Genomic DNA, 20196 nt, shown 5'->3' with positions numbered 1-20196 from the left:
TGGCACCTCGCTAATAGTGTCAGGTTGTTTTCCCTATGACTTTTAAATGCCATGCGTAAGGTGAATTATTTTAGCTAGTTTGGTAAATTACCAGTAAACATTAAAACACTTGATACTAACACCACCCAAAATAAAGTAAAAGGTAAAAATACTTTCCAACCTAAACGCATTAACTGGTCGTAACGATATCTAGGTAATGTCGCTCTTATCCATAAGAAACAAAATAATAACAACCCAACTTTTACTATAAACCAAATAAAGCCTGGCATAAAATTCAAGAATTTAATGCCAAAAGGCGGGAAATAACCACCTAAGAAGAATGTTGTGGTCATACCGCTAGCTAAAATCATATTAGCATATTCACCAAGAAAAAATAAGGCAAAACCCATCGAAGAATATTCAACATTATAACCAGCAACCAGTTCAGATTCAGCCTCTGATAAATCAAAAGGCAATCTATTAGTTTCTACAAGTACTGATATGAAGAATATTACTGCCATAGGTAACAACATCAAATCAACCCACCAAGGCAATAATTGTTGCCTTTCTATGATTTCTGAAAGATTAAGAGTTCCCGTCGTTAAAAGTACAGTAACAATCACCAACCCTATAGATACTTCGTATGAAATCATCTGAGCCGACGAACGAATAGCCCCAAGGAAAGCATATTTCGAATTACTTGCCCAACCAGCTATGATTATACCATAAACCCCCAATGATGAGATTGCCATAATATATAAAACACCAACATTGATGTCAGCTAATACCAGTTTTTTATCAAAAGGTATCACTGCCCAACCAATTAAACTAAGCACAAAGGTAACCATAGGAGCCAAGGTGAATAATATTTTATCAGCTTGCTTTGGTATAATTGTTTCTTTAAATAATAGTTTTACTGCATCAGCAATTGGTTGCAACAACCCAAAATATCCAACGACATTTGGACCTTTTCTTAACTGCATTAAACCTATTACTCTTCGCTCAGCATAGGTCAGATATGCTACACACAGCAAAAGAGGAATAGTGATAGATAGGACTTTCAATGCCACAATAATTAACGGCAATAGATATTGTTGAAATAACGATATCATGCAACTTTTTCCCTTTCTTGTTTTGATTCCAAACACTTTGCCATAGTAATAGATGCCCTACTAATTGAATCTGTCATGTAATAATTTATCGGTTTAGTAACTATATCATAGTTAAGTAATTTATCTGTAGAGGTAAATTTTATAAAGTCACCACTCATTATTTCAGAAATATTGTCAAATACTAGAAACTCTGCTGCCAACTTATTTCTTATTTCAACTAAATTATTCATACCAAGATTTAGCCCTAAACCACTGGCTAGGTTATTTATAATAAGCCAATCTTCTTTTGCTTGTCCTACTGGATTAGTTGCCGCCCTAGCATATTGTGGTCTTCCTTCAAAATTTAGGTAAATAGCATCTTTCTCTGTATAGCTACTAGCAGGAAAAATAACATCTGCTGCATTTGCTCCATTATCACCGTGATGCCCTTGATATACAACAAAAGATGATTTGATTTTACTCATATCAATCTCATCACTACCTAGTAAATAGACAAATTTGATATCACCTATTTCTGCCTTTTGTAAAATTTCATAAACCCCATTACCATCCCCCTTAGCACTAGAATTTTTAGGGCTAAAACCTATATCTAAACTACCGACCATTGACGCATGATTATGCAATATATTAAAACCATTCCAATCCTCTCTAACTATCTTATATTTATCCACCATCTGATGAATGAGTGCCAAAATAGCATAACCATCCTCCCGAGAATATACTCCATCACCAATGATTATTATTGGATTTTTTGCGGCTGCCAACTCCTTAGAAAATTGATGGTCTCCTGATATTATTGCTTTAATTATTTCAGGGCTAGCCCCTAATTCATTGATAGAATAAGTTTGATCGCTAATATTACCAATTCGAGCTATTTTTAACTTCCCCTCTCTTTGTAATATACCAATACTAGCATTAAGAACCGGAGCTATTTGCCTAATATTTGCCCCAATTAACAAAGCAAGATCAGCTTTTTTAAGTCCAGAAATCGTTGTGTTAAATAGATAGTTTCCCCTACTAGATCGGTCTATTTTATAATTAAATTGATTACTATCAAAATTATTACATCCTAGCTTCTGTAACAATGTTTTTAATAAAAACATTGATTCGGTACAGGCGAGTGTTCCAGCGATCGCCGCCATTTGATCACCGGCAAGCGATTGTAATTTTTGTGCTACTATGGCAATAGCGTCATTCCAAGAGGCTTCAACTAATTTACCATTTTGTCTGATATACGGAGAATCTAACCTTTGATATTTCAAACCATCATAAGCAAATCGTGCTTTATCGGATATCCACTCATCATTAATGTCATCATTAACCCTAGGTAATATCCTCATTACTTCCTCCCCCCTACTATCGATCCTGATATTACAACCTTGGGCATCAAATACATCTATTGATTCAGTTTTCTTTAATTCCCAACTACGAGCTTTAAAAGAATAAGGCTTTGAATTTAATGCTCCAACTGGACAAACATCGATAATATTGCCTGACAACTCTGAAGCAAGACTACGCTCAAGGTAAGAGGTAACTTCCATATGTTCTCCTCTATAAAGAGCTCCTATTTCCTCAATTCCAGCAATATCAGTGGCAAACCTTATACATCTTGTACATTGTATGCATCTAGTCATTTGGGTTTTAATCAAAGGTCCCATATATTTATCTTTGACTGTCCTTTTATTCTCCAAAAATCTAGAACGTGCTCCACCATATTTAAATGCTTGATCCTGTAGATCACACTCACCTCCTTGGTCACAAATAGGACAATCTAGAGGATGATTGATCAATAGAAACTCCATTACCCCTTCACGAGCCTTTTTAACGCCGATAGTATTAGTATGGATCACCATACCTGGGGCAACAGGCGTAGCACAAGAGGCGATAGGTTTAGGAGATTTTTCCATCTCTACCAGGCACATACGACAATTACCAGCAATTTTCAAACGTTCATGAAAGCAGAAATGGGGGATTTCTATACCAAGCTTGCTGCAGGCACGAAATACGGTTGTACCCTCTTCTACTTCAATTTCAATATCATCTATAGTAAGTTTTATCATTGATGTTCATATTATAGTTTTACATTATGTCAAAATTATATATTCTTCTATAGTCAATTGATAAGAAGTTGGTGACGTCGTCGATCCTAGCCCCAAATTTTCCTGAATTGACTATATAATTCAAATTATTTGAAGTATACCATATTATATACTACTCACTAATCTAAATTTTTCAATTTTGCAAAAATAACTTCTATAGCTAAGTAATTTCCTGGTTACGCCTAAACTCGAAGGTGATATAATCCCTCCTATGATATTCCTATAGTCAATTGATGAGAAGTTGGTGATGGCGTCAATCATCGCTCCTGCTACCTAATTTCCCTGAATTGACTATAACTCTATGGAGCTTTATAGAACTGCCTTATAGTTTTAAGCAATTCTTGATTTTTATATGGTTTGCGGATTATGTATGTTGCTTGCTCTTGTAAAAATTCTTGTATTTCCTGATGATTGCTAGACAAACCACTTTGGAAAATTATAGGAATATGAGCAAGATTTTTATCACTTCTTATCTGTTTATGCACTTCACAACCTGTCATATCAGGAAGAGAAATATCAAGAAATATTAGGTCTATTTTGTTAGTATGTATTTTAAATAAATCAATGCCTTCTTGCCCGGTATAAGCATTGATAATTCTATATTTCTGTTCATGACGTAGCACTAAATTTATCGCGTCATGGCAGATTGGTTCATCATCAACAAAAAGTATAGTAAATACTTTTATAATATTACACTTTGCCAACATTTTATGTCTCTTTTTCATCATATACAGGAATCATGAATTCTACCCTTGTTCCTTTTCTACGGTTATTTTCGGCATAAATATAGCCATTATGAGCTAATATAATTTCCCGGCAAATAGATAAACCAATGCCAGTACCAATAATAGAATTATCATTAGTTCGTGAGCTACGAGTAAATACTTCAAAAACATTTTCAAGCTCTGAGTCTGGGATTCCTATGCCTGTATCGATTAAGCTAAAGGACCAATAAGGCTTATCATCATAATTTTTTAAATTAATTATTGCCACAATTAACCCTTCTTTAGTATATTTGAGTGCATTATTAAATAAATTATTTAATAATTGACTGATCCTAATTTCATCCCCACTAATCATTGCTTTCGTAATCTTATTATTAATAAGAATAATATTGACTTTATCGTTAAATATATTTAATTCTGTAAATTGTTGCACAATATTTTTTATAGAAGATAATAAATCCATAGCAACAAAATTAAAATTCATCCTCCCAGTACTAAATTTAGATAGGTCTAGTAGATCATTAATTAATTTTATAATATGCTGATTATTCTTAGCTATTATACCAACATATTTTATATGCTCTTGCTCATCCATTTTATCCCAATTTTCATATAAAAATTGAGATATACTACTTCCGCCATGTATTGAACTCCTTATTTCATGAGTAACATGATTTAAAATATTATCTTGTTCTGATAATTTCTGTTCTAATGCTAATATTTTAGTCTTTGAATTACTTCTTAAATTGAACCATGAAAACATCGCATACCTGCAAATATAAAAAAATACAGGAATCAAAAATATAACTAAAATAGCCCAAAGAAGTTGGAGCATATGATTATTTTACCTAAAAAAATGATATATTGCTTTGTTTTTAAGAATCACTTTCTCATTTTATCATGAATTTACATGCTCACTAATCTTATTAGTGTTTAATATGTACTCACCATTCAAAATGGAATTCAATTCTTAAGATCAAAGTAGTATAGTGAGGGAAATATAAAATAACTAAGAAAAGGTTAAACTATTTAAATAATCATTTAACAATATATGTAAACAATTTATTATAGTAACCTTGAATAATTCATTAATAGAAGTTATCAAATTATATAACCAACACTTTATGTATAATACCTAATATTTTGATAAAATAAATAACTTTTAATAAATTATTCAAAAGGCTGTCTTAATGTTATTGCAGCAGATAGAGTTCCTTCATCCAAATAGTCCAGTTCTCCGCCTATTGGAATGCCACTAGCTAGTCTTGATATTTTGATGGTGGAATTTTTGAAATATTCAGTAATGAAATAAGCGGTAGTTTGACCTTCTAAAGTAGAATTAGTTGCAATAATTATTTCATTAATGTTCTTATCCTGGCATCTAGCTAATAATTCCGGTAGTCTTAGTGCTTTGGGGTTGTGACCATTAGAAGTTGATAAATTATGCCCTAGTACATGATAATGTCCTTTAAAAATACCACTACGCTCTATTGCCCATAATTCTGTCACTGTCTCAACAATTGCTATGATAGATTCGTTGCGATCATCAGATGAACATACTCTGCAAATATGATGAGAATCTATGTTACCACAAATATTACATTTGACAACATTACTATCTACACAACAAAGAACTGAAATTAGACTTTTTAGCCTAACATCTTTTTCTTGTAAAAGATGTAAGACTATACGCCTTGCTGATCTTTGACCAAGACCAGGTAGTTTAGAGAGAAGATAAACCAACTGATCTATTTCATTTAATTTATTCATAAACATACCTTCACTACTTTAAAAGTTGTTAAAACAACTTATTAACTTACCTTACACATAAACCCCATGACAATTTAAAAATTCCGGAAAAGTACAAAACGTCATTGCCAGACCATGTAATGGGCGAAGCAATCCATTTTTGCTCACTTTCTGGATTGCTTAAACCATTGCATGGTCTTGCCAATGACATTTATGCATTTCAAGCGTCATTGCGAGCCACCGTAGGTGGCGTGGCAATCCATTTCTAATCACTTTTGTGGATTGCTTCGTCGGCTACGCCTTCTAGCAATGACGGTTTCTCAATTATTGTTTTCTTAAACTTCTCCTCAATTGACTATATTAGCAAGGAGCTATAAGTGATGTTCTTGTGGTGATCAAACTTTAACTGGCATAATCACGAAAACGTCTTTAGGATTCTGAAGCGTTTTTAATAACATTGGCGATGATGCATCCAAAAAATATAGGTCAACTTGGTTTGCTTTAGTAGCATTTAATATAGAATTGAGGGCTTCAGTAAGATATTTAGGATTAAAACCTATAGACAAAGATTCTTCATGATCAAAAACACATAAATTATTTTCATCTAGTGAATGTGGTATAGTCTCTTTGGCTGCTCCCCTTGCTTCCCCAGAAGCCGTAATTTCAAGTAAATCTTTTGATAAAGTTAATTTTATTGCTTGAAATTTATCTATAGTTATTGTTGCTACTCTATCTATAACATCAGCTAGCAATTTGGTATTAATAGTAAGCTTATAGTTGTTTTCTACTGGAATAAAACCTTGGTAATCTGGAAAGGTTCCATCAATTAGTTTTGATACCATCATAATATCATTGCAAACAAATTTAACCCTATTCACACTTAGAAAAATTTCTACCTCTAATTGAATATTTTTAGGATCTTTTAATATTTTGACAATTTCTTCGAGAGTTTTTTTAGATAAAATAACGCCAAATTCGCTAACTTCATAGGTCATTTCCACTACTGACACTGATAATCTATGACCATCAGTACTAGCCATATAACATTCTTCATCTTTTACGTAAAAATAAACACCATTAAGATTATAGCGAGTTTCATCAAGAGATACTGAAAACAAAGTACCCTCAATCATCTTAACAAAGTCACGACAAGGTATTTTAAAAGTAGCTTCAACATTAATATCATCTAATGTGGGGAATTGGTCAGCAGGTAAAGTTAGAAGATTAAAAGCACAATTCTTTCCTACAATTTCAAGCTGCTCTGTTTCATTTGACACATTGAGTACTATATCTTTATCAGGTATCTTTTTTACTATATCATTTAATGTTTTAGTAGATACTGTTATTGCCCCCTCACTTATTACTTGAGCAGCTATTTTCTGGCTTAAATATATTTCCATATTAGTAGCCATTAACTCTAGTTTACCATCCTTCGATGATAATTTAATATGACTAAGTTCGGTAACTACATTACGTTTCTCTACTACAGAATTAGCAAAAGTCAGAGCATGAGTTAGGGTTTTGGTCTCAACTATAATCTTTAATTCGTTGTTTCCCATATCTTTAATTGCCTCTTAACAAATCATTTATAGATACTTTACTCCTAGTTCCGGCATCTACCTGCTTAACGATTACGGCACAATATAAACTTGGTTTCCCTGAATCAGCAGGCAAGCTACCAGGTACTACAACTGAATAGGCTGGAACTTTACCATAAATTATTTTGCCACTTTCTCTATCTACTATCTTCGTAGAAGCACCAATAAATACTCCCATACTAATTACGCTTCCCTCTTCTACTAAAACTCCTTCTGCTATTTCTGATCTTGCACCTATAAAACAATTATCTTCGATTATTACCGGATTATTTTGGATTGGTTCTAACACACCACCAATACCTGTTCCACCGGAAATATGACAATTCTTGCCTATTTGGACACATGAGCCTATAGTAGCCCAGGTATCAACCATTGTTCCCTCTCCTATATATGCCCCTATATTAATAAAAGAAGGCATAACAACAACGTTTTTTGCTAAATAGACCCCTGTTCTAATAATTGCTCCGGGAACAATACGACAGCCATCTGTTTGAAATAATTCTGTACTATAATCTGTAGAAAATTTGGGGGCAATTTTATCATACCACCTCATGCAATCTCCAGAGTAAATTTGTGGATCAGTTACCATCATATGTAATAAAATAGCTTTTTTTACCCAATGATTAACTTGCCAATCAGCCCCTTCTTTCTTACAAACCCTGATTACCCCTTGATTCAAACCATTAATAATATCCTGCAATATTTGTTTGGCATAATTAGTTTTTTCTGAATTTTGGGTTAATTTGTCGCGTATTTGCCAAAATTCTTCTATAGTATTAATATGTTTTTGCATAACATCCTTGCTAAATTATAAAAAAAATCATAATTTACTTTATCTTTAAGTCAACCTAATATACTAAAATAATTTGAGTATCTAAATTAGAGTACGTAAATGAGTATTTCTTGCCCAAGTTGTAACACTAACTTTATAGTTTCGAAAGAACAAATAGGTATGACCGGTAGGAAGGTCAAATGTTCACAATGTAACCATATCTGGTATCAGCAAGCAGAGCTTGATGAACAACAACCACCAATTATATCAAATCATCATACAGCAAAAAATGCTAGCACTAATGAAAATAATAAAATATTTTTGACCAAAGGTGCCAATTTACCAGTTTTATTACCACCAAAAACTCCCCAACATTCAAATATTTTACCTATATTATTGTTTAGCGTAATTATTCTTTTATTATTATTGTTATTTCAAGAAAAACTTAACATACCAGCTCTGTATAAAGAAAATGATAATATCCTAACTATAGGAAACATCCATGTTGAACAAAATAAAGAAATAGGACAAATTAAAGTTTCCTACCAGATAACCAATAACTCCGACCGTGATGTGACCATACCATTAATTAGAGTTAGACTGTTAGATAAAAAATATGTAACGGTAAAATCTTATATAATGCATCACAAAAATATCAAACTCCTACCTAAACAACATATTGATATTGCTACGAATCTTGATGTAGTGCCTCGTTCCAGTGAGTTATTAAATATTATGCTTGGTAATGGTTTGGATCTTATATTACATTAGACTTCTTTCGAAAGAGAATTTATAATATAGTCAATTCAGGAGAATTTGGGGCTAGGAGTCTATCGGAAATAATTATACAATATAAGCTAGAAAAAAAAATGAATAAACAAATTATATACCCCAAACTAGTTCCTAGGCTTTTTGCTTCTTGTCTAGATTCATTTTTGTTGTCAATTTTTACAACGCCAATCACTGCCTTTATTTTATCTAGACTATCTTTATTATTTTTTAAAGCTAATATGGCTGATATACTAATAATGGGTAGCAGAAAACCGGAATTACTCCAAAACATAACTGCTAGTGGTATTTTTACATTATTTATTTTAATGCTTATCATTAACTTTGCTCTAGTATCAACATATTTTATTGGTTTTTGGATTTATTGCGGAGCCACACCTGGAAAACTTATTATGCATATGAAAATAGTAGATGCAATAACTCTTGAAAAACCTAGTAAATGCCAATTAATTAAAAGATTTTGTGGATATGTATTAGTGCTAGTTGGTATTTGGTTTATACTATTTTCTAAACAACGCCAAGCTTTACATGACAAAATTGCTGGAACTGTAGTTATTAAGAGTTAAAAAACACTATAACTAATTACTCACCTTACGCATGGAATTTAAAAGCCATATGGAAAATAGTCTGGCGTCATTGCGAGCTGATGTATCCCCACGAAATTCTTGCTATTTTACGCGAGTTGCCAATTAAGTTAGCTCATAAAACCTAGATGTCAAGCAGTTTACGAACTATTTGACACGTGAAAAGTATAATCAAAACGCTATGTATTTTAAAAAATTTCTAATTTTGAGAATTTATTGCATTTTTTGACCTGATTAAATGTTCTTCAAACCTTGTGAAGTCTAGGGTTTACTAAAATCAATTAATTGGCAACTCGTGTTATTTTGCAACAATTTCGTGGGGATACATCAGCTCGCAATGACGCCAAGCTATTTTCTATATGACTTTTAAATACCATACGTAAGGTGACTATATTAAAAAAATACAAAATATTACAAAAATAATGAAAACAGCTATTAGTGGATTAAAAAAATCTGTTATATTATAGATATCAAAGATATTGGGTTTAATGTCACAACTATTAATAAAGCCTTGGTTGGCTGCATGCTGCTGTATGGTGGTTTTTATGATTTTTTGGGGTGGTCTTACTAGGCTTACTGATGCTGGTTTATCAATTGTTGAATGGAAGCCAGTATCAGGTATTGTCCCACCACTCAATAATGCTGAGTGGCAGGATGAGTTTAGTAAATATCAGCAATCAGTCGAATATAAGCAAAAAAATATTAATATGACTCTCTCAGAGTTTAAATTTATTTTTTGGATTGAATTTATTCATCGTTTTGCTGGGAGAGTTGTTGGTTTATTATATCTGATACCGTTGGTATATTTTTTGGTGACTAGGCAAATTGCTAGCAGATCACTACCAGTATATTTGGGGATATTGTTATTATTTGCGGTTCAAGGATTTATGGGTTGGTATATGGTAAAAAGTGGGCTAATTTTGCAGCCATATGTTAGTCATTTCCGCTTAGCTGGGCATTTGATTATAGCGATTATCATCTATAATTTATTGTTCTATCAGCTGATGAATAATAGTTTTGATATTTTACTAAATGAACAAACGATAAGTTTGAGTTCAGCAAAATTATGTTGTTTAGTAACTATTAGTATAGTTTATATACAGATTTTTTTAGGGGGGTTGGTTGCAGGTCTTGATGCTGGGCAGGTATATAATAGCTTTCCATTAATGGGTAATAATTTTATACCTGAAGAACTAACGTTTAAACTACTTACTATAGATAGTTTAAGCGACCCTGTGGTTGTTCAGTTTTTTCATAGAATGGGAGCATATATAGTTTGTATTAGTGCTGGATTTTTAGTAGTGAGCTTAATAAAAACTAAACACCCTAAATTAAATAAAGCAGCTTATTACATTGTTGGTATATTGCTATTACAAATGTTAGCTGGCATAACTACTATTTTATATTCAGTACCTGTATTAATAGCTTTATTCCATCAGATTTGTGCAATTATACTGTTATCTTGTATATTGTGGAGTTATTTTTTATTAAAGAGTGCATAAGTGGCAATATTAAATGTTGATCTAGAACTGCCTTGTAGGTTGGATCGTTACTTAAAAAAATTATATCCTAGTCTTACTCAAGGAGTGATTGAACGCGCCTTAAGGTTTAAGCAGATAATGGTTAATTCTTGTAAGGTAGCAGCCAATCTGCGAATAAATGTTGGTGATCAAATTTTTATAGAGGATAGTTTAAATTTACAAACTCTGAAAACTTCTGATAGGGTTTTTACCAGTTCAGCGATTAAACTAGCTGGTAAATTGTTGAAGGATTATCTAATTTACCAAGATGAGTGGCTTATAGCAATCAATAAGCCGTCAGGTCTTGCCACCCAAGGTGGTAGCAAGATAACTCTATCTATAGATGATGCATTGCAATATTTAAATGGTCGGGGGGCAGATTTTAAGTTAGTTCATAGGTTAGACAAAGATACTTCAGGAATATTGCTAATTGCTAAAAATTATGCAAGTAGTATAAAATTAGTTAAAGCCTTTCAGGAGAAGGATATTCAAAAAACCTATATAGCGGTAGTTTTAGGTAAGCTTCCACAATCCGAGGGAGAAATTAGTGGTATGATAGGTAAGAATAGGGGGGGGGCGTATGAAACTGTGCAAAATGATGAGGAAAATGGTAAATTATCGATAACCCGCTATAAATTCCTTAAGAAGTTAAATAATGATTTGACACTGGTTGAGTTTACTCCTCTTACTGGTAGAATGCATCAACTTCGATTTCATGCGAAAATGCTAGCTTGTCCTATAATAGGGGACAGAAAATACGGCACCTTAGAAGCAATAGCTTTATCCAGGGAAATGTTATTACATGCCAAAAAAGTAATCTTACCTGAGAAAGTACTTGGTAAAGAAATAATAATTGATACGTCTTTACCAAGTTACTTTAGTATTGGTTGTACTATAGTCAATTAATGAGAAGTTGGAGACGTCGTCACTCGTCTCTCGCCTATTACTTATAGGCGTCGCTCCATCGCTCCTAGCCCCAAATTCTCCTGAATTGACTATAATATCCCGCACCGAAGCATGATTCTCCTTGATTGACTATATCTGAAATCTTGGAAATATAGCTTCTGGCTGACTAATGATGCTGCCTGGAGTTAAACTAAACTCCTTGGTTAAATGTTTAAACATTCTCTGGTCCTCTGGCACAGCAAGCTGATCAAGCATTTTACTAGCTGAATCAGGGATAAATGGTTGTAACATTACAGCAATATATCTTAGTGTTTCAAGTAGCGTATATAGCACTTCCGCCATCTTTATAGGATCAGTTTTTTTTAACTGCCAAGGGGCTTCTCGATCTATGTAAATATTTGCTTCTTCAGTTAAAGTAATAATATTTTCTAACACCGAGTTCATATCAAATCTATCCATAAATATTAAATTTTCTGATATAATTTGTTGTGACGTTTTAATTAAAAATGATTCATAAATGCTATTGATAGATTCTTGGCTAATTAACGGAATTTTTGCATCATTATTCTTATAAACAAAGGCTAGAGTTCTTTGCAACAAATTACCAATTTTATTAGATAACTCACTATTGGTTCTATTAACAAAACCACTTCGAGAATAACTTCCATCTGAGCCAAATATTATCTCTCTCATCAAATAATATCTAACTGGGTCTAAACCAAATTCTTTTATTAACTGCAGTGGGTCAATTACATTTCCTATAGATTTCGATATTTTTTGTCCCTCATTAAGCCACCATCCATGTGCCATAATACATTTTGGCAACGGCAACCTTGCTGCCATCAAAAATGCTGGCCAGTATATTGCATGAAAGCGTAATATATCTTTACCAACCACATGCACATCAGCTGGCCAAAATTTATTATATTGGCTTGTATCATTTGGGTATCCTAAAGCTGAAATATAGTTTGTTAACGCATCAAGCCATACATATATTATATGCTGTTTATCATTTGGCACTTTAATCCCCCAGTTAAAGCTAGAACGCGATATAGAAAAATCATGCAGCCCTGATTTCACAAAGCTAATAACCTCGTTACGCCTGGTATTTGGTCTGATGAAATCAGGATTGGCATCGTAAAAATCCAATAATTTATCTTGCCATTTTGATAAAGAAAAAAAGTAACTTGGTTCTTCAAGCCATTCAACAGGAGCTTGAGTTGGAGCTAATCCGTCGGCTGTTAATTCTGATTCATTATAAAATGTTTCGTCACGTACAGAATACCAACCTTTATAGCTACCTAGGTAAATATCACCATTATCAAGTAATGTCTGCCACAAACTACTTACCGCTTGCTTATGCCTAGCTTCTGTGGTTCTAATAAAATCATTATTAGAAATGTTCATTGAATGCATTAATGTCCGAAAAGTTTCAGACAGCGTATCAGTAAATATTTGCGGCTCAACATTTTTGGCAATAGCCGATTTTTCTACCTTCTGACCATGTTCATCAGTACCTGTTAAAAACATTACATCTTTACCTGATAAACGCATAAATCTTGCTATTACATCAGATGCAACACTTGTATAAGCATGCCCTATGTGAGGTATATCATTGACATAATAAATCGGTGTAGTAATGTAATATGTATTTTTCATAATGGTCAATTTATAATAACATAAATTTGTTATAATTAATTATCCAAAAATTGGATAATTGCAATTAACCCGATTAACATTACTTTCAATTCACAACGTCATTGCGAGGAGCTACTTTAGTAGCGACGAAGCAATCCATTTTGGTTACTTTTGTGGATTGCTTCGTCTATCTAAGGTCTTTCTCGCAATGATGTTGTGAATTGAAAGTAATGTTAGTCGAGTTAGTTATATATATAAAAAAATCAAGTTTTTGTATTTATTATAGTGATTTTTGCTAAACTAGTATACTATAAAAATAGTTACAATTAGGGAATAATTATATGAAGCATTATACATTGTTAGAACAAGAATTAGAGCAAATCTTTCAAATTAATAACGTGATTAGTATACTCTATTGGGATATCGCAGTAAACATTTCGCAAGGATCGATTGATAGTAGAACAAACGAAATATCACTATTATCTTCCATAGCACATTCTAGATTAAAATCACCAAAACTCGGTGAATTAATACAGGCTGTTTCTGAAAACCAAGATATGCTAGATATTTGGCAATTAGCAAATTTACGAGAAACAAAAAGACGGATCGTAGAATCTAACTGTATAGATGATGATTTAAGAAAAAAATATGTTACTGCTAGTGCAAAATGTGAGTTAATCTGGCGAAATGCTAAAAAGAATAATGACTATCTATCACTTAAACCTTATCTACAAACAGTATTAGATTGTATACGGGAAATGGCTAAATCTAAAGCCAAAACCCTAAATTGTACTGAATATGATGCTTTACTTGAAACATATGACCCTGAGCGTAAACTAGATGAAATTAAAGTAGTTTTTAATAATATTAAAAAAACCATACCGCAATTAATTAGTCAGGTAGTAGAAAAACAAAGCAAAGAACATGTCCTACCTATAGTTGACACTATTAATAAAGAACAACAAAAACTAATTGCCAAAAGGCTTATGGCAATAATGGGGTTTGATTGCACTAAAGGTAGATTAGATGAATCGGCTCATCCATTTTGTCAAGGCACTCCTGATGATATTAGATTAACTAATAGGTATGATGAACGTAATTTTATTTCAGGGATCATGGGAATTATACATGAAACAGGTCATGCTTTATATGAACAAAATCTGCCTAGCAAATATAAGAACCAACCTGTAGGAAAGGCTAAAGGTATGGCTGTCCACGAAAGTCAGTCTTTATTTATGGAAATGCAAGTAGGTAGATCACGAGAATTCTGTGAATTTTTATCAATGCTACTTAAGGACGAATTCGGATTTAAAGGACAAGAATATTCTGGGGAGAATCTTTATAAATTAATGACTAGAGTATCCCCTAGTTTTATTAGAGTAGAAGCAGATGAAGTTACTTACCCAATACATGTAATAGTTAGGCTTGAATTAGAAGAATTATTAATTAGCGGAGAGCTAACTTTGGATGATTTGCCACATTATTGGAATAATAAGATGCAAGAATATTTAGGAATTACTCCACAAACAGATACAGATGGATGCTTACAAGATATACATTGGCCAATGGGCAGCTTTGGTTATTTCCCATCTTATACTAACGGAGCAATTATTGCTTCAATGCTGATGAAAAAAGCACAAGAAGTGAATCATAACATAAAAAAAGAAATCACCAGAGGAGAATTTAAAGGTATAAATCAATTCTTGAATAATAATCTTAGAAACTATGGCTCATTAAAAAGTACTAGTGAATTAATTAAAGACGCTACGGGTGAAGATCGAATTCAATCGGAAATATTTTTAAACTATCTTAAACAAAAATATTTATATTAGTGTCATCCCTGTTCGACTTAGTGTCACCCCTGCGTAAGCAGAGGTCTAGATTCCCGCCTACGCGGGAGTGACAAATTTTGCTTTTAAAGATAGATGTTGTGACTTGGATATATTCCGAACAACCTACTATTTATAATCCCTACAAAAAACTTGATTATCGAGTAATAAACGCACATTTACTATGGCTCAAATATTAATCAAGTTAGGTTAAAAAGAAAATTTGTGCTTTGCCCCTAAATAATTAAGCTGTTTGGTTGAAGAAGTTCTAACACAAACATTATCCGGTATTTCCCTAAGAAATCTAGAAGGAGAAGACCTTATTACTTCATGAAACATAAAACGACTTTCGGCATAAGTAATATACAGCTCTTTCTTTGCTCTAGTAATACCAACATAAGCAATTCTCCGCTCTTCTTCTAAACCTTTCTCTCCATCTTCATTTAGTGATCTTTGATGTGGAAAAACCCCCTCTTCCCAACCGGGCAAAAAAACTAAATCAAATTCAAGACCTTTGGCAGCATGTAGAGTCATAATACTAATAGACCCACCAAAATTTGATTCTAACGTTTCATTTTCCATTACCAAACTCGAATGTTCGATAAATTCTTGAATATTACCAAATTCTGCAATTGCTCTCAGCATTTCATTAATATTCTCAATCCTGCCAATTGCCTCGTCAGTCTTTTCTTCTTGTAACATTGGTAGATAACCTGATTCTTTTAATAAATCTTTTGTCACATTAAGTGCTGGCTCGTTTTGATATCGCAAATTCCAATTATCTATGTTAGTAATTAACTGATTTAAACTATCTTTGACCTTATTTTTAACAACTCCTTCTTGTAACATTTGACGAATAGCAATAAGAATAGGTATGTTATGTTCAGCTGCATAATCTTTTATTTGTTTTAATGTAGTATTGCCAATGGCTCTTCTTGGAACATTTATTATACGCTCAAGAGCAAGACTATCACTATGATTTAAAGTGATACGTATGTAGGAGAGTAGGTCGCGTATTTCCATTCGTTCATAAAACTTAAGACCACCGATTATTTTATACGGTAATGCATTACTAATCAGAACTTCTTCAAATGCTCTAGTTTGAAAACCAGCTCTAACTAATATCGCAACTAAACTGGCATTATACTTACCTTCTGTAACTAATTTGTCAATTTCAGATACAACAAATCTTGCTTCTTCTTTATCGTTCCAACAAGATATAATTTTGACTTTTTGTCCATCATTTTTATCAGTCCACAAGGTTTTACCATGACGATTGTTGTTATTGTCAATTACACTGGATGCCGCTGATAAAATTTCTGAACTAGACCTATAATTTTGTTCTAATTTTATTACTGTAGCATCTGGAAAATCCTTTTCAAAACGTAATATATTACCAATTTCCGCACCGCGCCAACCATATATAGATTGATCATCATCGCCAACGCAACAAATATTCTTTGTGCTACTCGCAAGCATCCTAGCCCAAAGATATTGGACAGCGTTGGTATCTTGATATTCATCAATTAAAATATATTGATATCGTTCCTGATAATGCTTTAATATTGCAGGATTTTTTATAAATAACTCATTATTGTATAGTAGCAAATCTCCAAAATCCACCACGTTAGATGCTAATAAATTTTGCTGATACTCGTCATAGATAGATTTAGCCACTTTATGAATCGGTAACTTAATGTCAGATTCCGAAAGTTTACACGGCAATAATCCTTGATCCTTCCAACGTGAGATAATAATATGCAATACTTTAGGAACATATTTTTTGGGGTCTATATTTTCTTGCTTAACTATGTCTTTAACCAATTTAAGCTGATCATCATGACTAATAATAGTAAATCTACTGTTTAAGTTAAGATTCAAATGATCTGCTTGTTGGCGTAAAATCTTGGCTGCTATAGAATGAAAGGTACCTATGTTCAACCCATAACAATCAATCATTTTACTGATTCGCTCTTGCATTTCTCTAGCCGCTTTATTGGTAAAAGTAACTGCTAAAATATTGCTAGGTGACGCTAAACCCTGATTAATTATGTTGGCTATTCTTGTTGTTAATACTTTAGTTTTACCAGTCCCTGCTCCAGCAAGCACAAGCAGAGAACCACGCACGTGTAGAACCGCTGCTAATTGCTGATGATTTAATGAATCTAGAAAGCTTTGTTGGGTCATTATCTAATGCCAATACCAATGGAAATGTTAATATCAGTGGGTAATGGATAGGTTTAATCCACAAAAAATATTCTAACACATCAATCGCATAACATCAAATATTAATCCTTTATAGCTAAGCCGAATAGGTTGTTTTGATATTAGACCTCTTGCCTACCCTAAAGATAATTGAGGAATTTTTAGGAAAAACGAAGTCGAGTACCGCAGCGTACTAAGATGTACGTGAGGAACGGAGACGAGTTTTGACAACAAAATTACCAATTAGATTAGGTTATGCAAGAGGTCTATTGTTATTGTACGTTCAAATTAAGAATAGCATGTTCTTTAGTAATTACTGGAAAAAATTGTTTGTTAAAAGGAAATAACTCTACTGTTTTATTGCTGGCAAACTCAATTTCAATAATATCACCGGCATTAAAATTAAAAATATTTATAATTTTTCCTATAACGACTAAATTGGCATCTAGTACTAATAAACCTTTTAAGTCTTCAATGTAAAATTCCTCTTCACCTAAGGAAGGAAAATCTGACCTATGACAAAAAATCTTACATCCCTTTAATTGTTCAGCAGAGGTTCTATTATTCACTTGGTTAAATCTACATATTATATCACCTTTAGAATTTTGACTAAGTAGTTTTAGAATAATTTTTTCTCCTAATTCATCAACTAAATTCATTTTAATGATATTAGTATTTGGCATAGTAAAAGATTTTACTATAACATTGCCCTTTATTCCTTGTGCTGATAGTACTACACCAACAAAAATTAAACCTTCTTTAGACATCATTTAACCATATAATACTACCTAATTCATTAAGAGAAACCATTTTTTCTTTTTAGGATAATTTCCAGTTGTTTTCTCTAATTTTTCAAAATGCAATATGCCAAAACTATATCCAATCATGATTGGAATTGTAATAATCAGCAATCCATAATTACCTAAATATTCTGTTAAATAAATAAGCCCAAAAGATGTGATAACATACATTACCGTACGTGACATAGCATGTATAAAAGCACAATAAGTAAAACGTTTAAAGATAGGGAAATATTTGTAAAAAATTGGTGTGGCTGGAACAACATGAATTGCAAAAAATATCATAAATGACTGAAGTAAAAGAATATCAAATGGCGTTCTAACATTATTTAATAAGTATGGATAAATCAAAATAAAACCCCAGAAAATTACTAATCTGATTTTTAAAATCACTATAGGATATATATAATAACTTAAGTATACCGATACCAGAGCTCCTAATATTTCTACCACTGAAACGCAAAAATTGTGATACATGACTTGTTCAACCTTATAGCCAAAATTATTTCTAAGAATTTCTCCACAATGAATAAATGTTAAATAAAAACATACCGGCCACATACAACTCATTAAAAACAAAGATAAGGCTGTGATTTTATCAACTTTCTTTGTCCAAATAGGGTCATTTTTTAGTATATCTTGTTCTTCATTAATATCTGCAAAAATTCTTTTCATTCGACGTTTTGCATCAATAAACTCTGGTGTTTCTCTTAAAGTCGTCCTAGCTACTGAACCAATTAACGCAACTGATGCACCAAACCAAAAAGCATAACGCCAATTGAAATTGTAAGAGATGGCCATAGATGCAATGCCTAAAGCAAATGTTCCCCCTAATGCAGATAAAAAAGCCAATAGTGATACAGCTGGATATTGTTGTGGTGGTTTTATAGTTTCGCTCAAATATAGTATTGCCCCTATTATTTCTCCCATGGAACTCATACCTTGCACAATACGACATATTGATACAATCACAGCAGCAGTGATACCTATCTCAGCATAAGTTGGTAAATTAGCAATGATAAGACAAGAAATTGCCATCATGAAAGTGGTGATAATAACGGTTGATTTACGACCTACATTATCACCAATCCATCCAAAAATTAATGCCCCTATAGGTCTCAATAAATATGTAGCACAAAAAGTAAAGGATAAAAGTAATTGTGCTGCATGCGGATCATATTTTGGGAAAAAAAGTTCATTAAGAACTACCATCATATGTATATAGAGCATCAGATCAAAATATTCTAAGAATGTACCGATTGAGAGTAACAAAACGACCTTTTTTTGTTTGTTAGTTAGATTGCTTTGAATATGTCCCCCTATTGCTATGTTCTTCCTATTCATCAACGTTAAGTAATTAGTTAAGTGCTTTTAAATTACCTTAATCCTAAACTTTAGGTTATAAGAGTTATTTACTTAACATAAATTCAATATAACAAGTTATTGCAAATTCGGTTATATCTATAAATATAGCAGATTTTTATGCTCCACTAATAGCTGTTTTCATTATTTTTTGGTATTGCTTATTTTTTTCATTCCATAACTCAGTATTACTATCTCACCTTACACATAAACCCCACATAAACGTTAGTTTAAGAAAATAATAATTTAGAAACCGTCATTGCGAGGAACCCGTAAGGTCGACGAAGCAATCCAGAAAAATGATTAGAAATGGATTAGCACGCCGCCTACGGTGGCTCGCTACAACTGTTGAAAGTTAGAAGGTAAAGCAGGTTTTAGATAGGTTTTCTGTCATTGCGAGACCACGCAAGTAGGTCGTGGCAATCCACTTTTGATTACTTTTGTGGATTGCTTCGTTGACCTACGGTCTTTCTCGCTAATAGACGTTGACCACATACGACTTTTAAACTATCCGGTCTAAAACCGCTTC

Annotated in this window: 18 protein-coding genes; 5 read left to right on the top strand and 13 right to left on the bottom strand. The window is 32.6% G+C overall.

The window, feature by feature from the left end:
• Positions 1–74: 74 nt before the first annotated feature.
• The 8 genes from nuoH to dapD all read right to left on the bottom strand — a co-directional run bounded on the left by nuoH (position 75) and on the right by dapD (position 8055).
• Positions 75–1091, bottom strand: coding sequence for an NADH-quinone oxidoreductase subunit NuoH (gene nuoH, locus ACQH1V_RS03585; protein ID WP_425360799.1), 1017 nt, complete (start codon positions 1089–1091; stop codon positions 75–77).
• Positions 1088–3151 (bottom strand): NADH-quinone oxidoreductase subunit NuoG, encoded by a 2064-nt coding sequence (nuoG, locus tag ACQH1V_RS03580; protein WP_425360798.1) that lies wholly within the window; start codon positions 3149–3151, stop codon positions 1088–1090. Before nuoG ends, nuoH begins: the two co-directional genes overlap by 4 nt.
• A 144-nt stretch (positions 3152–3295) precedes the next feature.
• Positions 3296–3451 carry a hypothetical protein gene (locus ACQH1V_RS03575; RefSeq protein ID WP_425360797.1) on the bottom strand — a complete coding sequence of 52 codons (156 nt, stop codon included), beginning with the start codon at positions 3449–3451 and terminating at the stop codon, positions 3296–3298.
• A 38-nt stretch (positions 3452–3489) separates the two neighbouring features.
• Positions 3490–3918 carry a response regulator gene (locus tag ACQH1V_RS03570; protein WP_094649102.1) on the bottom strand — a complete coding sequence of 143 codons (429 nt, stop codon included), beginning with the start codon at positions 3916–3918 and terminating at the stop codon, positions 3490–3492.
• Positions 3899–4678, bottom strand: a complete 780-nt coding sequence (locus ACQH1V_RS03565) for a sensor histidine kinase (RefSeq protein WP_341748582.1) — start codon at positions 4676–4678, stop codon at positions 3899–3901. The genes ACQH1V_RS03570 and ACQH1V_RS03565 overlap by 20 nt, the downstream gene beginning before the upstream one ends.
• Positions 4679–5085: 407 nt before the next feature.
• The gene (gene recR, locus ACQH1V_RS03560; protein ID WP_094649100.1) at positions 5086–5685 is read right to left on the bottom strand and encodes a recombination mediator RecR; all 600 of its coding nucleotides are present in this window, start codon (positions 5683–5685) and stop codon (positions 5086–5088) included.
• A gap of 374 nt (positions 5686–6059) precedes the next feature.
• Positions 6060–7223, bottom strand: coding sequence for a DNA polymerase III subunit beta (gene dnaN / locus ACQH1V_RS03555; protein ID WP_094649099.1), 1164 nt, complete (start codon positions 7221–7223; stop codon positions 6060–6062).
• A 4-nt stretch (positions 7224–7227) separates the two neighbouring features.
• Complete coding sequence (dapD, locus tag ACQH1V_RS03550; protein WP_425360796.1) at positions 7228–8055, bottom strand: 2,3,4,5-tetrahydropyridine-2,6-dicarboxylate N-succinyltransferase; 828 nt, start codon at positions 8053–8055, stop codon at positions 7228–7230.
• 99 nt (positions 8056–8154) lie between these two features.
• On the opposite strand from dapD, the gene ACQH1V_RS03545 reads away from it, so the two are divergent.
• From ACQH1V_RS03545 to ACQH1V_RS03530, 4 genes are all read left to right on the top strand, one after another.
• Positions 8155–8805, top strand: coding sequence for an MJ0042-type zinc finger domain-containing protein (locus ACQH1V_RS03545; RefSeq protein WP_341748580.1), 651 nt, complete (start codon positions 8155–8157; stop codon positions 8803–8805).
• Positions 8806–8903: 98 nt separating this feature from the next.
• Positions 8904–9389: an RDD family protein gene (locus tag ACQH1V_RS03540; protein ID WP_425360795.1), complete on the top strand. Its 486-nt coding sequence runs from the start codon at positions 8904–8906 to the stop codon at positions 9387–9389.
• A 506-nt stretch (positions 9390–9895) separates the two neighbouring features.
• Positions 9896–10909, top strand: coding sequence for a COX15/CtaA family protein (locus ACQH1V_RS03535; protein WP_425360794.1), 1014 nt, complete (start codon positions 9896–9898; stop codon positions 10907–10909).
• Positions 10910–10915: 6 nt separating this feature from the next.
• Positions 10916–11833: an RluA family pseudouridine synthase gene (locus ACQH1V_RS03530; RefSeq protein ID WP_425360872.1), complete on the top strand. Its 918-nt coding sequence runs from the start codon at positions 10916–10918 to the stop codon at positions 11831–11833.
• On the opposite strand, the gene ACQH1V_RS03525 is transcribed toward ACQH1V_RS03530, so the two are convergent.
• Positions 11792–11938: a palindromic element RPE2 domain-containing protein gene (locus ACQH1V_RS03525; protein WP_425360793.1), complete on the bottom strand. Its 147-nt coding sequence runs from the start codon at positions 11936–11938 to the stop codon at positions 11792–11794. The genes ACQH1V_RS03530 and ACQH1V_RS03525 overlap by 42 nt on opposite strands.
• A gap of 24 nt (positions 11939–11962) precedes the next feature.
• Complete coding sequence (gene metG / locus ACQH1V_RS03520) at positions 11963–13492, bottom strand: methionine--tRNA ligase (protein ID WP_425360792.1); 1530 nt, start codon at positions 13490–13492, stop codon at positions 11963–11965.
• A 320-nt stretch (positions 13493–13812) separates the two neighbouring features.
• Between metG and ACQH1V_RS03515 the strand changes: the two genes are divergently transcribed.
• Positions 13813–15303: a carboxypeptidase M32 gene (locus ACQH1V_RS03515; protein WP_425360791.1), complete on the top strand. Its 1491-nt coding sequence runs from the start codon at positions 13813–13815 to the stop codon at positions 15301–15303.
• 207 nt (positions 15304–15510) lie between these two features.
• Here ACQH1V_RS03515 and ACQH1V_RS03510 read toward each other — a convergent pair whose 3' ends face one another.
• The 3 genes from ACQH1V_RS03510 to ACQH1V_RS03500 all read right to left on the bottom strand — a co-directional run bounded on the left by ACQH1V_RS03510 (position 15511) and on the right by ACQH1V_RS03500 (position 19649).
• Positions 15511–17487: a UvrD-helicase domain-containing protein gene (locus ACQH1V_RS03510; protein ID WP_425360790.1), complete on the bottom strand. Its 1977-nt coding sequence runs from the start codon at positions 17485–17487 to the stop codon at positions 15511–15513.
• A 290-nt stretch (positions 17488–17777) separates the two neighbouring features.
• Complete coding sequence (rimM, locus tag ACQH1V_RS03505) at positions 17778–18275, bottom strand: ribosome maturation factor RimM (RefSeq protein ID WP_341748574.1); 498 nt, start codon at positions 18273–18275, stop codon at positions 17778–17780.
• An 18-nt stretch (positions 18276–18293) separates the two neighbouring features.
• On the bottom strand, positions 18294–19649 hold the full coding sequence (locus tag ACQH1V_RS03500; protein ID WP_425360789.1) for an MFS transporter: 1356 nt from the start codon (positions 19647–19649) through the stop codon (positions 18294–18296).
• Positions 19650–20196: the final 547 nt, after the last annotated feature.

The organism is Candidatus Tisiphia endosymbiont of Ceraclea dissimilis (assembly GCF_964030735.1).
Lineage (GTDB): Bacteria > Pseudomonadota > Alphaproteobacteria > Rickettsiales > Rickettsiaceae > Tisiphia.
The sequence above is the reverse complement of the archived record's forward strand: the minus strand, read 5'-3'. Positions and strand labels throughout refer to the sequence as shown.

Bases quoted from the DNA above. Each gene is read 5' to 3' on its own strand.
- nuoH (WP_425360799.1), bottom strand. From the start codon at position 1,091: ATGATATCGTTATTTCAACAATATCTATTGCCGTTAATTATTGTGGCA.
- nuoG (WP_425360798.1), bottom strand. From the start codon at position 3,151: ATGATAAAACTTACTATAGATGATATTGAAATTGAAGTAGAAGAGGGT.
- ACQH1V_RS03575 (WP_425360797.1), bottom strand. From the start codon at position 3,451: ATGATTGACGCCATCACCAACTTCTCATCAATTGACTATAGGAATATC.
- ACQH1V_RS03570 (WP_094649102.1), bottom strand. From the start codon at position 3,918: ATGATGAAAAAGAGACATAAAATGTTGGCAAAGTGTAATATTATAAAA.
- ACQH1V_RS03565 (WP_341748582.1), bottom strand. From the start codon at position 4,678: ATGTTTTCATGGTTCAATTTAAGAAGTAATTCAAAGACTAAAATATTA.
- recR (WP_094649100.1), bottom strand. From the start codon at position 5,685: ATGAATAAATTAAATGAAATAGATCAGTTGGTTTATCTTCTCTCTAAA.
- dnaN (WP_094649099.1), bottom strand. From the start codon at position 7,223: ATGGGAAACAACGAATTAAAGATTATAGTTGAGACCAAAACCCTAACT.
- dapD (WP_425360796.1), bottom strand. From the start codon at position 8,055: ATGCAAAAACATATTAATACTATAGAAGAATTTTGGCAAATACGCGAC.
- ACQH1V_RS03545 (WP_341748580.1), top strand. From the start codon at position 8,155: ATGAGTATTTCTTGCCCAAGTTGTAACACTAACTTTATAGTTTCGAAA.
- ACQH1V_RS03540 (WP_425360795.1), top strand. From the start codon at position 8,904: ATGAATAAACAAATTATATACCCCAAACTAGTTCCTAGGCTTTTTGCT.
- ACQH1V_RS03535 (WP_425360794.1), top strand. From the start codon at position 9,896: ATGTCACAACTATTAATAAAGCCTTGGTTGGCTGCATGCTGCTGTATG.
- metG (WP_425360792.1), bottom strand. From the start codon at position 13,492: ATGAAAAATACATATTACATTACTACACCGATTTATTATGTCAATGAT.
- ACQH1V_RS03515 (WP_425360791.1), top strand. From the start codon at position 13,813: ATGAAGCATTATACATTGTTAGAACAAGAATTAGAGCAAATCTTTCAA.
- ACQH1V_RS03510 (WP_425360790.1), bottom strand. From the start codon at position 17,487: ATGACCCAACAAAGCTTTCTAGATTCATTAAATCATCAGCAATTAGCA.
- rimM (WP_341748574.1), bottom strand. From the start codon at position 18,275: ATGATGTCTAAAGAAGGTTTAATTTTTGTTGGTGTAGTACTATCAGCA.
- ACQH1V_RS03500 (WP_425360789.1), bottom strand. From the start codon at position 19,649: ATGAATAGGAAGAACATAGCAATAGGGGGACATATTCAAAGCAATCTA.